The 13,559-nt window shown below is 71.6% G+C and carries 16 protein-coding genes; 7 read left to right on the top strand and 9 right to left on the bottom strand.

Features of this window, described 5'->3' with window-relative positions:
* Positions 1-23 precede the first annotated feature (23 nt).
* The gene (locus AB0B94_RS00395; RefSeq protein WP_238671212.1) at positions 24-446 is read left to right on the top strand and encodes a preprotein translocase subunit TatB; all 423 of its coding nucleotides are present in this window, start codon (positions 24-26) and stop codon (positions 444-446) included.
* Positions 447-536: 90 nt separating this feature from the next.
* Here AB0B94_RS00395 and AB0B94_RS00390 read toward each other — a convergent pair whose 3' ends face one another.
* The 3 genes from AB0B94_RS00390 to AB0B94_RS00380 form a co-directional block, all read right to left on the bottom strand.
* Positions 537-1,685 carry an Mrp/NBP35 family ATP-binding protein gene (locus AB0B94_RS00390; RefSeq protein WP_145787534.1) on the bottom strand — a complete coding sequence of 383 codons (1,149 nt, stop codon included), beginning with the start codon at positions 1,683-1,685 and terminating at the stop codon, positions 537-539.
* Between the two features lie 76 nt (positions 1,686-1,761).
* Complete coding sequence (locus AB0B94_RS00385; protein WP_238671211.1) at positions 1,762-2,412, bottom strand: DUF1003 domain-containing protein; 651 nt, start codon at positions 2,410-2,412, stop codon at positions 1,762-1,764.
* On the bottom strand, positions 2,405-3,691 hold the full coding sequence (locus AB0B94_RS00380) for a CBS domain-containing protein (RefSeq protein WP_357266592.1): 1,287 nt from the start codon (positions 3,689-3,691) through the stop codon (positions 2,405-2,407). Before AB0B94_RS00380 ends, AB0B94_RS00385 begins: the two co-directional genes overlap by 8 nt.
* A 33-nt stretch (positions 3,692-3,724) precedes the next feature.
* On the opposite strand from AB0B94_RS00380, the gene AB0B94_RS00375 reads away from it, so the two are divergent.
* Both AB0B94_RS00375 and AB0B94_RS00370 read left to right on the top strand, forming a co-directional pair.
* Entirely contained in the window at positions 3,725-4,594 is an 870-nt protein-coding gene (locus AB0B94_RS00375; protein WP_238671209.1) for a PhzF family phenazine biosynthesis protein, read from the top strand.
* A 12-nt stretch (positions 4,595-4,606) separates the two neighbouring features.
* Positions 4,607-5,137, top strand: a complete 531-nt coding sequence (locus AB0B94_RS00370) for a hypothetical protein (RefSeq protein WP_357266589.1) — start codon at positions 4,607-4,609, stop codon at positions 5,135-5,137.
* Between the two features lie 8 nt (positions 5,138-5,145).
* Here the strand turns inward: AB0B94_RS00370 and AB0B94_RS00365 are convergent, their stop codons facing one another.
* Positions 5,146-5,865: an HAD family hydrolase gene (locus AB0B94_RS00365; RefSeq protein WP_238671208.1), complete on the bottom strand. Its 720-nt coding sequence runs from the start codon at positions 5,863-5,865 to the stop codon at positions 5,146-5,148.
* 106 nt (positions 5,866-5,971) lie between these two features.
* On the opposite strand from AB0B94_RS00365, the gene AB0B94_RS00360 reads away from it, so the two are divergent.
* On the top strand, positions 5,972-6,928 hold the full coding sequence (locus tag AB0B94_RS00360; RefSeq protein WP_357266585.1) for a DMT family transporter: 957 nt from the start codon (positions 5,972-5,974) through the stop codon (positions 6,926-6,928).
* A gap of 7 nt (positions 6,929-6,935) precedes the next feature.
* Here the strand turns inward: AB0B94_RS00360 and AB0B94_RS00355 are convergent, their stop codons facing one another.
* From AB0B94_RS00355 to AB0B94_RS00345, 3 genes are all read right to left on the bottom strand, one after another.
* Positions 6,936-7,580, bottom strand: a complete 645-nt coding sequence (locus AB0B94_RS00355) for a hypothetical protein (RefSeq protein ID WP_357266582.1) — start codon at positions 7,578-7,580, stop codon at positions 6,936-6,938.
* 140 nt (positions 7,581-7,720) lie between these two features.
* Positions 7,721-8,014 (bottom strand): hypothetical protein, encoded by a 294-nt coding sequence (locus AB0B94_RS00350; protein WP_357266578.1) that lies wholly within the window; start codon positions 8,012-8,014, stop codon positions 7,721-7,723.
* On the bottom strand, positions 8,007-8,831 hold the full coding sequence (locus tag AB0B94_RS00345) for an SDR family NAD(P)-dependent oxidoreductase (RefSeq protein WP_357268363.1): 825 nt from the start codon (positions 8,829-8,831) through the stop codon (positions 8,007-8,009). Before AB0B94_RS00345 ends, AB0B94_RS00350 begins: the two co-directional genes overlap by 8 nt.
* A gap of 128 nt (positions 8,832-8,959) precedes the next feature.
* Between AB0B94_RS00345 and AB0B94_RS00340 the strand changes: the two genes are divergently transcribed.
* Positions 8,960-9,916: a CoA ester lyase gene (locus tag AB0B94_RS00340; RefSeq protein WP_238671206.1), complete on the top strand. Its 957-nt coding sequence runs from the start codon at positions 8,960-8,962 to the stop codon at positions 9,914-9,916.
* A 74-nt stretch (positions 9,917-9,990) separates the two neighbouring features.
* Here the strand turns inward: AB0B94_RS00340 and AB0B94_RS00335 are convergent, their stop codons facing one another.
* Positions 9,991-10,527 (bottom strand): DUF4190 domain-containing protein, encoded by a 537-nt coding sequence (locus AB0B94_RS00335; RefSeq protein WP_357266574.1) that lies wholly within the window; start codon positions 10,525-10,527, stop codon positions 9,991-9,993.
* A gap of 118 nt (positions 10,528-10,645) precedes the next feature.
* Between AB0B94_RS00335 and AB0B94_RS00330 the strand changes: the two genes are divergently transcribed.
* Positions 10,646-11,551 (top strand): SDR family NAD(P)-dependent oxidoreductase, encoded by a 906-nt coding sequence (locus AB0B94_RS00330; protein ID WP_210781830.1) that lies wholly within the window; start codon positions 10,646-10,648, stop codon positions 11,549-11,551.
* Between the two features lie 27 nt (positions 11,552-11,578).
* Here AB0B94_RS00330 and AB0B94_RS00325 read toward each other — a convergent pair whose 3' ends face one another.
* Positions 11,579-12,118 carry a DUF4190 domain-containing protein gene (locus AB0B94_RS00325; protein ID WP_357266570.1) on the bottom strand — a complete coding sequence of 180 codons (540 nt, stop codon included), beginning with the start codon at positions 12,116-12,118 and terminating at the stop codon, positions 11,579-11,581.
* 177 nt (positions 12,119-12,295) lie between these two features.
* On the opposite strand from AB0B94_RS00325, the gene AB0B94_RS00320 reads away from it, so the two are divergent.
* Entirely contained in the window at positions 12,296-13,492 is a 1,197-nt protein-coding gene (locus tag AB0B94_RS00320) for an acyl-CoA dehydrogenase family protein (protein WP_238671203.1), read from the top strand.
* Positions 13,493-13,559: the final 67 nt, after the last annotated feature.

The raw sequence follows: 13,559 nt of genomic DNA, 5'->3' as shown, positions 1-13,559 counted from the left end.
GACGCCGAGAGGAGGCCCGCGGAATGCTCGACAACCTGAACTGGTGGGAAATCGGTGCGCTGCTGCTCCTGGCGCTGTTGATCTTCGGCGACCGGCTCCCTGCCGTGATCACCGACGGCCTGCGGTTGGTGCGCAACCTGCGCAACATGGCCCGCAACGCCACCGGCGACCTGAGCCGTGAGCTGGGCACCGACATCCAACTGGAAGACCTGCACCCGAAGGCGTTCATCCGCAAGCACCTCCTCAGCGAGGAGGACGAGGCGGCGATCCGCAAGCCGCTGCAGGGCGTCTACGACAACCTGCGCGCGGACGTCAGCGGTGTGCACAACGACCTGAAGGACGTGGCCAACGCCGCCGACCTGCGGTCGAGCGAGGCCCGGTCCGGCGCGGCCACCAGCAGCCCCTCGGCTCCGGCCCCCCGCGTCAGCTACGACGACGCCACCTGAGCGACCCGTACCCGCCGGCCCGTGCCATCCACCGACGCGACTCAGCCCGCCGGCCAGCAGTGGCCGACGGGCTGACGGTGTTCCGGGTGGTCAGCGGCCAGCGGGCTTGAGGCCGAGTGGCTTGCCGAGCAGTGACTCACGGCGCAGGGCGAGCCGGTCGGCGATCGTGCCGAGCGCCTGAGCGGCCGGGGACTCCGGCTCGGCCAGCACGATCGGGTTGCCGGCATCGCCGGCCTCGCGGACCCGGGTGTCCAGTGGGATCTGACCGAGCAGCGGCACCTGGGCGCCGATGGTCCGGCTCAGCGACTCGGCAACCGCCTCGCCACCGCCGGCACCGAAGATCTCCATCCGGGAGCCGTCCGGCAGCTCCAGCCAGGACATGTTCTCGATGACGCCGACCACCCGCTGGTGGGTCTGCAGGGCGATCGCCCCGGCCCGCTCCGCCACCTCTGCGGCGGCGGTCTGCGGAGTGGTGACGATCAGGATCTCCGAGTTGGGCAGCAACTGGGCCAGCGAGATGGCCACGTCACCGGTGCCCGGCGGCAGGTCGAGCAGGAGCACGTCCAGGTCGCCCCAGTAGACGTCGGCAAGGAACTGCTGCAGTGCCCGGTGCAGCATCGGGCCGCGCCACACGACGGCGGCGTTGCCCGACGTGAACATGCCAATGGAGATCACCTTCACGCCGTGCGACTGCGGCGGCATGATCATGTCTTCGACGCGGGTGGGCCGCGCCTCAGTGCCGAGCATCCGGGGCACCGAGTGGCCGTAGATGTCGGCGTCGACCACGCCGACGGAGAGCCCACGGGCGGCGAGCGCCGCCGCCAGGTTGACGGTGACGCTGGACTTGCCGACGCCGCCCTTGCCGCTGGCCACCGCGTACACGCGGGTACGCGAGCCGGGCTGGGCGAACGGGATGACCGGCTCCTCGGTGGCGCCACCGCCGCGCAGCTGCGACTGCAACGACTGCCGCTGCTCGGGGGTCATCACCCCAAAGTCGATCTCCACGCCGGTGACGCCGGGCACCGCGGCGACGGCGGCGGTGATGTCCGTACGCAGCTTGTCCTTCAGCGGGCAGCCGGCGACTGTGAGCAGCAGTTCGACGCGGACCACGCCGCTGGCACCGATCGTGGCGGAGCGGACCATGCCCAGCTCGGTGATGGGCCGGCGGATCTCCGGGTCGTTGACGGTGGCCAGGGCGGCCTGGATCGCGTCCTCGACGGTGCTCACTGGTGCTGACATGCCCGCAATGCTACGTCGCGGGGCATCCGTTGCCGCCGCTGCCCGGGGCGGTGTGAGCCAATCGATGACCCGTCGGTCAGCTCTCTGACCGGCGCGGGCCGGTGCCGTCCGGCCGGGCGTCCCGGGTGAAGTCGCCGTCCAGGTCGTCGCGGGGTTCCTCCAGGCCGACACCGTCGGTCGGCCGCTGGCCACGTCGCTCCTGGCGGCTGTCCTTCTCCTGCTGGCGGCGCTCCAGCCGCTGCCGGCGTTGCCCCATCTCGTCCAGTTCCTCGGCCAGCCGGGCCAGCTCGGAGCGGAGGAAGTCACGGGTGGCCACCTCACCCAGGGCGATCCGCAGGGCCGCGATCTCCCGGGCCAGATACTCGGTGTCCGCCTTCTGCGCGGTGGCTCGCCGCCGGTCCTCCTCCAGGGCCACCCGGTCCCGGTCGGCCTGCCGGTTCTGGGCCAGCAGGATCAGCGGGGCCGCGTAGCTGGCCTGCAACGACAGCACCAGGGTCAAGAACGTGAAGGTGTACGGGTCGAAGCGCAGGTTCGCCGGGGCCAGTGTGTTCCAGGCGAACCAGATCGCGATCACCACAGTCATGACGACGATGAAGTTCGCGGTGCCCATGCCCCGGGCGATGCCCTCGGACCACCGACCGAACGCCTCCGCGTCGAACCGGGGCAGCTTGACGCCCCGGGGCTCGCGCGGCTGGTCGAGCCGTTCGTTCCGCCGCTGCTCAGCCATCCGCGCCGTCCAGCGCAGGGTCGGCGGTGCCCGGGGCGGCCAGGGCGTCGCGGTCCCGCCAGTCCCGGGGCAGCGAGTGGTCCAGCACGTCGTCGACAGTGACGGCGCCGACCAGCCGGTTGTTGCGATCGATCACCGGCATGGCGACCAGGTCGTAGGTGGCCATCCGGCGGGTGATCTCCGGCAGTGGCGTGGTGGGGCGCAGCGGGTCGATGTCGTTGACCACCACCTTGCCCAGCAGGTCGGCGGGTGGTTCACGCAGCAGCGCCTGGAAGTGCACCATGCCCAGGTAGCGGCCGGTCGGCGTGTTCTGCGGCGCCCGGGTCACGAAGACCTGCGCGGCGACGGCGGGGGAGAGCTGCGGCTCCCGGATCCGGGCCAGCGCCTCGGCGACTGTGGCGTCCGGCGGCAGGATGACCGGCTCGGAGGTCATCACACTGCCCGCCGTGCCGGGGGTGTACTTCAGCAGTTGGCGTACCGGGTCGGCCTCGTCGGGCTCCATCAGGTCCAGCAGCACGTCCTGCTCGGGTGGGGGCAGTTCGTTGAGCAGGTCCGCGGCGTCGTCCGGGTCCATCTCCTCCAGGACGTCGGCGGCCCGCTCCCGGTCCAGGGCGGCGAGGATCTCCACCTGGTCGTGCTCCGGCAGCTCGCTGAGCACGTCGGCCAGTCGCTCGTCGTCCAGCGCGGCGGCGACCTCGTTGCGTCGGGCGTCGGGCAGATCCTGCAACGCGTTGGCCAGGTCGGCGGGGCGCATGTCCTCCAGTACGGCGAGCAGGTTCGCCGTGCCCCGGTTGTCGGCGATGCCGCTGAGCCCGCGCACCCGGTCCCACTCGACCTGGTGCAGGTGGCCGCGGCGGCTGAGCCGACCGGTCTGCTCGCGTACGGCGACACGGGTCAGCGACCACTCGCCGCCCCTGGTGCACTCCATCGCGACGTCCACGACCGCGCCCGGCTGGCCGCCCGGGTCGAGTTGCACCCGCCGGTCGAGCAGCTCCTGGAGCACCAACAGCTCGTTTGGGCGCTTCTCGAACCGGCGCAGGTTGAGCGTGCCGGAGCCGAGCACGACCGCGTCCGCGTCGATGGAGGTGATCCGGTTGATGGACAGGAAGATCCGACGACGCATCGGCATCTCGGCGACGAGGCCCACCACCTCCGGCGGACGCTTCGTCGCCCGCAGCCGTGCCACGGCGTCACGAACCCGGCCCACCTGGTCGCCGTTCGGGTCGAAGACGGCGACTCCGGCGAGACGGGCGATGTAGACCCGGGTCGGCGTACTCACGGGCACCAGCCTAAGCGCCTAGTGTTTATCAACATGTCGACAGTGGCCTACGAGATCGTGGACGTCTTCACCGATCGCCCCTTCGCCGGCAACCCGCTGGCGGTGGTGTTCGGCGCGGAGGCGCTGGCCACCGAGCAGATGCAGGCGCTCGCGTTGGAGTTCAACCTGTCCGAGACGGTGTTCGTGCTGCCGCCGACCCAGGTCGGCGTCACCTACCGGGCCAGGATCTTCACTCCGGTGGAGGAGTTGCCGTTCGCCGGTCACCCCAGCGTCGGCGCGGCGGTCACCGCCTGCCGGCGGGGCATGTTCGGTGTGGGGCAGGTCACCCAGGAGTGCCGGGCCGGCGTGCTGCCGATCGAGGTGACCGCGTCCGGGGCGACGCTGACCGGTGGTGCCCCGACGCTCGGGCCGGAGCTGGACCCGGAGCCGTTGCTGGAGATCGCCGGCCTGGTCGCCGGGGACCACATCGGGCCCGCGCCACGGGTCGCCGGCTGCGGGCTGGAGTTCCCGTACCTGCCGGTGCGTCCGGAGTCGGTGGCCCGCGCCCGGGTGGACCCGGCGGCGGCGCAGCGGTACGGGGTGTCGCACGTCAGCGTCTTCTCCTGGGACGCGGCGGCGCAAACCGCGCACGCCCGGGTCTTCGTGCCGGGGATCGGCGTTCCGGAGGACCCGGCGACCGGTTCGGCGGCGCTCGGCCTCGGTGTCTGGCTGGTGGCGAGTGGTCTGCTGCCCGGCGAGGGGCGGTCGGAGTACGCGGTCCGTCAGGGCGCGGAGATGAACCGTCCGTCCGCGTTGGCCTGCACCGTCACAGCGGCGAACGGGGTGGCGGTCGGCGCGACGGTCGCCGGCCAGGTGGTGCCGGTGGCCCGCGGCGAGATCGCCGTGCCGCCGTTCGTGGGTTGAGCGCAGGCGCCGATGCGGAAGGATGCGGGTGTGACGGACGAGGACGCCCCCGGGGGCACCCCACTGGTCGACGAGGCGATGAAGAAGGCCGCCGTGGCCTGGGTCAGTGTTGCGGGCGGTCCGGCGCTTGCGCTCTGGTGCGCCCCGCTGGAGGGCGCGCTGCTGGTGGTCAGCGGGCCGGGCGAGCAGGCCGCGCCGGGCCTGGCCGACGCGACCGAGGCCCAGGTCACCCTGCGCGGCGACCACGGCGGCCGGATCGTCACCTGGCCGGCCCGGGTGAGCCGGTTGCAGCCGGGCACCGAGGCGTGGGACGTCACCGCGCCGCTGGTGGCGGCGAAGCGCCTCAACGCGCCCGGTCCGACCGCTGACCTGGTGGCCCGATGGGCCGCCGACGGATGCGCTGTGAACCGCCTTGCCCCGGCCGGTACGCCGCTGGCCGGAGCGGAGTTACCGGCCGACGCGCAGGCCGAGCCACCCCGGGCGACTCCGGCGGTCCGGGCCACCCGCAAGCCGTTCCGCCTGCACCGGGTCCGCCGCCGCTGATCGGTTGATCAGCCGGTCCGACCGCCGACGCCCGCCACCGTGGCGTCGGCGTCGACGAGGGCGAGCACGTCGCCCAGGGTGCCGAGTGTGGGGCCGCGCCAGTCCCGGTCGGCGTTGAAGACCATGTGCGTGGCCAGATCCGGTGCGGCGAGCCGGACGGCGGTCATCCCGGCCCGCTCGGCGCCGGTCAACTCCTGGCTGCCGCCGTCACCGACGTAGAGGCAGTCGCCCGGCGCGAGCCCGAGCCGCTGGCAGGCCGTCAGGTAGAGCGTCGGGTCCGGTTTGCACCGCCCGACCTGCACCGAGAAGACCCGCACGTCGAGCAGGGGGGCGACCGCGAGCTGCGGCAGGAAGGCCGGCAGTTCGTGCGTACAGTCGCTGATCACGCCGGTGCGCAGGCCGCGCTGGCGCAGAGCCGCCAGCACCGGCACCGCGTCGGCCCGTAGCCAGGTGTCGGCGCGGACCGCCCGGTGCCGGGACGCCACCGCCGCCCGTACCGCCTGGTCGCTGGGGTGTACGCCGGCCTGGGCGCACACCCAGCGCAGTGTCGCCTCCGCGTCGCCGAGCCGCCCGCTGGCCCGCTCGTAGTAGGTGCGGTTCAGCACCTCGGTCAAGATCTCGGTGGGACACCCGAGCAGCTCGGCGGTGCCGACGTGCGCGACACCGCGTTGTACCGAACGGGTCAGGGTGCCGAAGAAGTCGAACAGCACCGCCTGGTAGCTGGGCATGGGGGAGCGCCTCCGGGCGGTCGAGGGTCGTCGGCGCGAACCCGCGTGATCGTAACGGAGTGATGACCCTCCGTGCTGACCGTCATACGTGTGAGGATTACGTCCCGTGCCCCCACCTTCACCCCGGCCGTCCCTGGACCCGCTGACCACCGGCGCGGTCGGGCTGGCCGTGGTCGCCGTGTCGTCGTCCGCGCCGCTGATCGCGTACGCCGCCGCCCCCGCGCTGGCCATCGCGTTCTGGCGCAACCTGCTCGCGGTGGCCGTGCTGAGCCCCTTCGCGCTGGTCCGACGCCGCGCCGAGTTCCGCAGACTGACAGTGGGCGCCGGCCGGCGGGAGGGCCTGTTCTGCGTGCTCTCCGGCGTCGCCCTGGCCGGGCACTTCGCGACCTGGGTGCCGAGCGCCCAGCTCACCTCGGTCGCCACGTCCACCGCCCTGGTCGCCACCCAGCCGGTCTGGCAGGGGCTCATCGCCCGCGCCCAGGGGCGTCCGCTGCCCCGGGTGGTGTGGATCGGCATCGCGGTGGCGGTTGGCGGCGCGGCGGTCGCCACCGGGGTGGACGTGGGGGTCTCCGGCCGGGCCGTCCTCGGTGACGTGCTGGCGCTGGTCGGCGCGATGTTCGCCGCCGTCTACACCGCCTTCGGCGAACGTGCCCGGGTCAGCATCAGCACCACCACCTACACCACCATCTGCTACGGGATCTGCGCGCTGATCCTGCTGGCCCTGTGCCTGGTCGGCGGCGTACGGCTGACCGGCTTCGACGGCCGTACCTGGCTGGCCATCCTGGCCCTGGTGGCCGGGGCCCAACTGCTCGGGCACTCGATGTTCAACTACGCCCTGCGGAAGATCCCGGCGACCACTGTGAGCGTGTTGATCCTGCTGGAGGCGCCCGGCGCGGCGGTGCTCGGCTGGGCCTGGCTGGGTCAGCTGCCCCGCCCGTACGCGCTGCTCGGGATGGCGTTGCTGCTGGTCGGGGTGGCGGTGGTGGTGCTCGGCGGTGCCCGCGCTGGCCGTCGCGCAGTCGAACCCACCGCCCTGCCCGCCGACCCGACCCCGTTGGCCTGAGGGCGATTCACAGGTACGCGGCGAAGTGGTCGGCCACCAGGTCGGTCAGTCGTTCGCCGTCCAGGCTGCCGTCGACCCGAATCACCCTGACGGCCAGTCGCTCGGCCTGCACGACCGCGTCCGCCGCCACCAACTCGTCGCGTTCCCACCGGTGACGGTTCGCAAGACTGGGGTCGCTCACCCCGGCTATCGCAGCGTTGGCCCGGGGTAGCCGGCTGATCTGGTGGGCGCGAAACCCGGGGGTCGGCACCAGCACCACCATCTGCCGTACCGACTCCACGAGCGGCGCAACCAGTTCCGGTCGCAGCCCCCAGCCCTCGGCCACCACCCGCCGTCCGGTGACCAGGGCGCTGAGGTCGTCGAGCACCCATTCGAAGCGACGGGAAAAGCCGGCCAGGGTCTCGGCCGCCATCCGCGCCGGATCGGTGTGCACCCAGGTGGCGTCCGGGCCGGGGTCAGCTGGCGATTCACCACGTCGAACGCGGTCGGCCATGCGCCGGTCGTCGTGGCCTCGGGCGTCGTGCCGGTCGTAGAGGTACGCCGTCAGACCGAACCGCATGGCCAGGTTGACGGCAACGGTCGACTTGCCTGCCCATTGCCCGCCGCCGATCCAGAGGGCCCGGCGCGCGGTGGCGATCGCATCGAAATCCATGCCTCGATGGTGGTTGTCCACCCCATCAAGATCAAGTCTTGTCCTCGCCCGCCACCCCGTGATGAAGTGAGGGAAGACGCAGGTCCGCACCTCCGCAGCAAGATTGCCGGAAAATCCATGGCTCGCACTGCCGTCGGCGGTCAGGCTTCGCGGACCTCGATGACCCGGGTCGTCGGGGCGGCCTCGCCGAGGGCGGTACGCAACGCCGCCCGGTCCGGGTCGGCGAGGAACGACTCGTAGCCGGCCCGCCCGTCGAACCGGATCACGTGCACCTCGGCCTGCCCGTCGGTGCCGCGCAGTCGCCGCTCCAACCGGCCGCCGTGCCGTTCGAGCAGGGCCAGCACGGCGTCCTCGTAGCGCTGCCCGGCGGCCTCTGCCCCGCCGGCGAACTCGACGACCGCGACGAGTGTCAGCACACCGGCCCGGTCAGTCATCGAGACCCACAGCCTTGGCGCTCGCCGCCCACAGCCGGGCGGCGAGCTGCGGATCGGCCGCCTTCCGGAGCGGTCGACGCGGCCGACGGTCGATGTAGTAACCCCCGTTGATCAGCCGGGAGCGCTCCTGGTTGGCCAACCACACCAGGGTCTCGGCACCCTTCTCCGGGCTGCGGAACGGCATGAAACGCATGCCGAACGCGACAAGCCTGCTGTCGTTGGCGAACCGGGTACGGACCACCCCCGGGTGGAAGCTGTACGCGGCAACGTCCGGCCAGCGCCGGGCGGCCTCGGCGGTGAACAGGATGTTCGCCTGCTTGCTGGTGCCGTACGCGCCCATCGGCCGGTAGTCACGCAGCGGCTTGTTCAGGTCGTCCGGGTCCAGTGCGCCGAAGCGGTGCGCGCCGGAGGCGGTCACCACGACCCGGCCCACCCGGTCGGCGAGCAGGTTGGTCAGCAGGAACGGGGCCAGGTGGTTGGCCTGGATCGACATCTCGAAACCGTCGACAGTCCTCAGTGGTTGCAGCGCGATGGCCCCGGCGTTGTTGGCCAGCACATCGATCCGGTCGTACGCGGCCCGGAGCTGTTCGGCCAGTCGACGTACGTCGTCGAGGATCGCGAAGTCGGCCCGGAACAGCTCCGGACGTTCACCTGAGTTCTCCCGGACCCGTTCGGCTGCGGCCTGCAGGCGGGCCGGGTCCCGCCCGACCAGCACCACCTGGTCGCCCCGGCAGGCCAGGTGCACGGCGGTGGCCAGCCCGATGCCGGAGCTGGCCCCGGTCACCACCACCAGTCGACGCCCAGTGAGATCTTCCACAGGTCCATTCACCCCGGTCATGGCGCGAGGTTACCGTGGCGTCACAACGCCCTTTGGGATCGTTAAGGTCTCGGATCTGTCGTCAGGTGGCGTCGGCATGCCCGCCGGACGCTGGAAGGAGCGCACCCATGGCCGCAGTCGGTCGCCCCCGCAGGTCCTGCCTCGCCGTGCCGGGTTCCAGCGTGAAGATGCTCGGCAAGGCCCAGGGCCTCCCGGCCGACCAGGTCTTCCTCGACCTGGAGGACGCCGTCGCCCCACTGGCCAAGCCGGACGCGCGCAAGAACATCGTGGCCGCCCTCAACGAGGGCGACTGGGCCGGCAAGACCCGGGTGGTCCGGGTCAACGACCTGACCACCCCGTGGACCTACCGGGATGTCATCGAGGTCGTCGAGGGTGCCGGCGCCAACCTGGACTGCATCATGCTGCCGAAGGTGCAGACCGCCGCCCAGGTGCAGTGGCTGGACCTGACGCTCACCCAGATCGAGAAGACGATCGGCCTGGAGGTCGGTCGGATCGGCATCGAGGCGCAGATCGAGAACGCCGCCGGCCTGGTCAACGTGGACGCGATCGCCGCCGCCTCGCCGCGCGTGGAGACCATCATCTTCGGCCCGGCCGACTTCATGGCATCGATCAACATGAAGTCGATGGTGGTCGGCGGCCTGATCCCGGACTACCCGGGCGACCCGTACCACTACATCCTGATGCGAATCCTGATGGCCGCGCGGATGCACGACAAGCAGGCCATCGACGGCCCGTTCCTGCAGATCCGCGACGTCGACGCGTTCCGCGAGGTGGCCAAGCGCTCGGCCGCGCTGGGCTTCGACGGCAAGTGGGTGCTGCACCCGGGGCAGATCGACGCCGCCAACGAGGTCTACCAGCCGGCGCAGGCCGACTACGACCACGCCGAGTTGATCCTCGACGCGTACGAGCACTACACCTCGGAGGCCGGCGGCCGGCTCGGCGCCGTGATGCTCGGCGACGAGATGATCGACGAAGCGTCCCGCAAGATGGCACTGGTGGTCGCGGCCAAGGGCCGGGCCGCCGGGATGAGCCGTACCTCGTCGTTCACCCCGCCGGAGCGCTGACCGGCCGGGCCGGGACGACCGCCGACGGCTGTCGGTCCGGCCCGACAACCGGCGGTACGCCGGCCCGCAGCCGGTCAGTAGCTGCTGCTGTTGTCGCTCGTCGCGATCGCGTAGATGATCGCGGCGACGTAGATGGCGATCACCAGCACCAGCAACCCGGTGAGAATCCAGCCGACGATGATGGCGGCCTTCGCCATCCCCGCCCCGCCCTCGCCGCTGAGCCGGATCTGCTTCTGCGCAACGTGCCCGAGGATCGCGCCGATCGGCGCGGTGATGCAGGACGTGAAACCGATCAGGGCCAGCACGAACGCCGCGATGGCCATGCCGTTGGTCTTCGGCGGCTGCGGGTAGCCGTAGCCGGGGTACTGCGGCGGGTAACCGGGCGGGGTGTATCCGGGCGGCGCGTAACCGGGCATCGGCTGGGTCGCCGGGTGCTTCGCGCCGGCGTACGGGTCGACCGGGGCGTACGGGTCGGGGGCGTACGGGTCGACCGGGCCAGGTTGCGGGGGCACCGGCTGACCGGCCACCACTGTCGGGTCCGGTGCGGGGCTCGACGGCTGGGCCGACCACGTGGGATCGCTCCAGTTGCCGGGCGGCGGGGGATTGGTCATACGAACTCTCCGTCAGGTTGGGGTGCGGAGACAGGGTAGCCAGCGACGCCCAAACCCGACGCCCCTGCTTCCGGGTGCCGCGTTGCTCGGGCCGGTCGTAACGGGCAGGATCCCTGACATGGCATACGACGCGCGCGCCGCGGACCGCTCCGGCAGTCGACCCCGACGGGACGTCAGCCGCCCCGGCGCGGCCCGGCGCGCCCGGACGGCCGCCCCGGCGGGCAGCCCCGGCCCCGACGAGCCGGTCGCGCTCACCGACCCGGTCACCATGCGCCTCGACGGGCGGGTCGCCCTGGTCACCGGGGCGGGCAGCCCGGACGGCATCGGGTACGCCACCGCCCGGCGACTCGCCGACCTGGGCGCGCGGGTGGCCATCGTCTCCACCACCCGACGCATCCACGAGCGGGCGACCGAGCTGGGGGTGACCGGCTTCGTCGCGGACCTGACCGACGAGTCCGAGGTCGGCGCGTTGGCCGATGCGGTCGCCGAACAGTTGGGCGACGTCGAGGTGCTGGTGAACAACGCCGGCCTGGCCAGTCGCGCCAGCCAGGGGGTGCTGCGGCCGGTGGCGCAGCTGACCTACGACGAGTGGCGCGGCGAGATCGACCGCAACCTCTCCACAGCGTTCCTGTGCAGCCGGGCGTTCATCGGGGGGATGGCCGAGCGGGGTTGGGGTCGGATCGTCAACCTGTCGGCCACTGCCGGCCCGGTCAACGCCCTGCCCACCGAGGCCGCGTACGCCGCGGCGAAGGCCGGCGTCGTCGGGCTGACCCGGGCCCTGGCCATGGAGATGATCGCCGACGGCGTGACAGTCAACGCGGTGGCGCCCGGCACCATCTACACCGCGGCGTCCACCATGGCCGAGATCAAGCAGGGGTTGGGCACCCCGGTGGGGCGACCGGGCACACCGGACGAGGTCGCCGCGGCGATCAGCTTCCTCTGCTCGCCGGCCGCCTCGTACATCACCGGGCAGATGCTGGTGGTGGACGGCGGCAACAGCGTCCGCGAGGCCCGCTTCCGCTGACGGCGCCGGCCCGCACCGGCCCGTTGGTCAGTAGCCGGCACTGTCGCCGGTGTTGCCGAAGGCCACCAGCGCCAGCCAACCACAGCAGGCCAGCACGGTGAGCCCGGTGAAGACGTAGCCCAGGATCAGCCCCCAGGTCGCGAGCTGGTCGCCCTCCTCGCCGCTGGTGCGGATCTGTCGCTTGGCCACGTGGCCGAGGACGGCGCCGGCCGGCGGAAAGACGAAGGCGAACACCAGCGACAGGATCGCCAGCACGTTGGTGCCCCGACCCGGCCCGGACGGCGGTGGGCCGTACTGACCGTAGGGGCCCTGCGGGGGGTACGGCGGCTGCTGGCTCCAGTGCGCCGACTGCTGTGGCCCCTGGTGGACGTACGGCGACGGTTCGCCCGCCGGTGGCCCGTACGGTGACCGTTCCGTTGGCAACTCGTACGCCGGCTGGTCCGGCTGCGGCGTGTACGGCGGCTGGTCGGCCGGCGGTGGCGCGTACGGCGACTGGTCCTTCGGTGGCTCGTAGGGTGACGGCGGCGGCTCGTCCTCGGGCGGCGGTCCCGACGGCGGGTAGCTCACAGCTGTCCTCCTCCTGCCGGTGCCGGAAAAGTCCCTCTTGCCGGACGCTACCCGCAGCGGTGAACCTTTTCACAGCGGTTGTGTGGACTGGTCACCTTGGCCTCGTCGACCCGAGGGGCCGATACTGACCCAGCGTTCAGTTACCCATGAGTAGTGCGCGGATCCCCGGAGGCTGAGATGGCCAGACTCGCCCAGACGCCCGGCCTGACCGATGTGCAACAGTCGATCCTGGAGACCGTTCGGGACTTCGCCGACAAGGAGATCATCCCGCACGCGCAGCGGCTGGAGCACGCCGACGAGTACCCCACCGACATCCTCGACGGCATGCGCGAGATGGGGCTGTTCGGTCTCACCATCGACGAGGAGTACGGCGGCCTTGGCGAATCGCTGCTCACCTACGCGCTGGTGGTGGAGCAACTGTCCCGAGGCTGGATGTCGATCTCCGGCATCGTCAACACCCACTTCATAGTGGCGTACCTGATCTCCCAGCACGGATCCGCCGAGCAGAAGGCCCGACTGCTGCCGAAGATGGCCACCGGCGAGGTGCGCGGAGCGTTCTCCATGTCCGAGCCGGAGACCGGGTCCGACGTCTCGGCGATCAAGTCCCGGGCCGTCCGCGACGGCGACCGCTACGTGCTCAACGGGCAGAAGATGTGGCTCACCAACGGGGCCTACTCCTCGGTGGTCGCCACCCTGGTCAAGACCGACACCGGCGCGGAGTCCGTCTACGGCAACATGAGCACCTTCCTGCTGGAGAAGGAGCCGGGCTTCGGCGAGACCGCTCCCGGCCTCACCATCCCGGGCAAGATCGAGAAGATGGGTTACAAGGGCGTCGAGACCACCGAGATGGTGCTCGACGGCGTGACAGTGCCCGACTCCGCGATCCTCGGCGGCGCCGACCGGGTGGGCCGCGGCTTCTACCAGATGATGGACGGCATCGAGGTGGGCCGGGTCAACGTGGCCGCCCGTGCCTGCGGCATCTCCATCCGCGCCTTCGAACTGGCGGTGAGCTACGCCCAGCAGCGCAAGACCTTCGGCCAGCCGCTCGCCAAGCACCAGGCGATCGCCTTCAAGCTCGCCGAGATGGGCACGAAGATCGAGGCAGCGCACGCCCTCATGGTCAACGCCGCCCGGCTCAAGGACGCCGGCCAGCGCAACGACGTCGAGGCCGGGATGGCCAAGCTGCTCGCCTCGGAATACTGCGCCGAGGTCGTCCAGGAGGCGTTCCGGATCCACGGCGGCTACGGCTACTCCAAGGAGTACGAGATCGAGCGGCTGATGCGGGAGGCCCCGTTCCTGCTCATCGGCGAGGGCACCTCAGAGATCCAGAAGACCATCATCAGCCGGGGCCTCCTGAAGGAATACAAGCTCTAACCCCCTCCACCCTCCGCGATCTTGCACTTTCGGTTGCCGGATTGACCTCTGTGTCGGGTATGCCGGG

Source organism: Micromonospora sp. NPDC048986 (assembly GCF_040649335.1).
GTDB lineage: Bacteria > Actinomycetota > Actinomycetes > Mycobacteriales > Micromonosporaceae > Micromonospora > Micromonospora alfalfae.
Note: the sequence above shows the minus strand (reverse complement) of the source record. Positions and strands in the feature narration are given on the sequence as shown.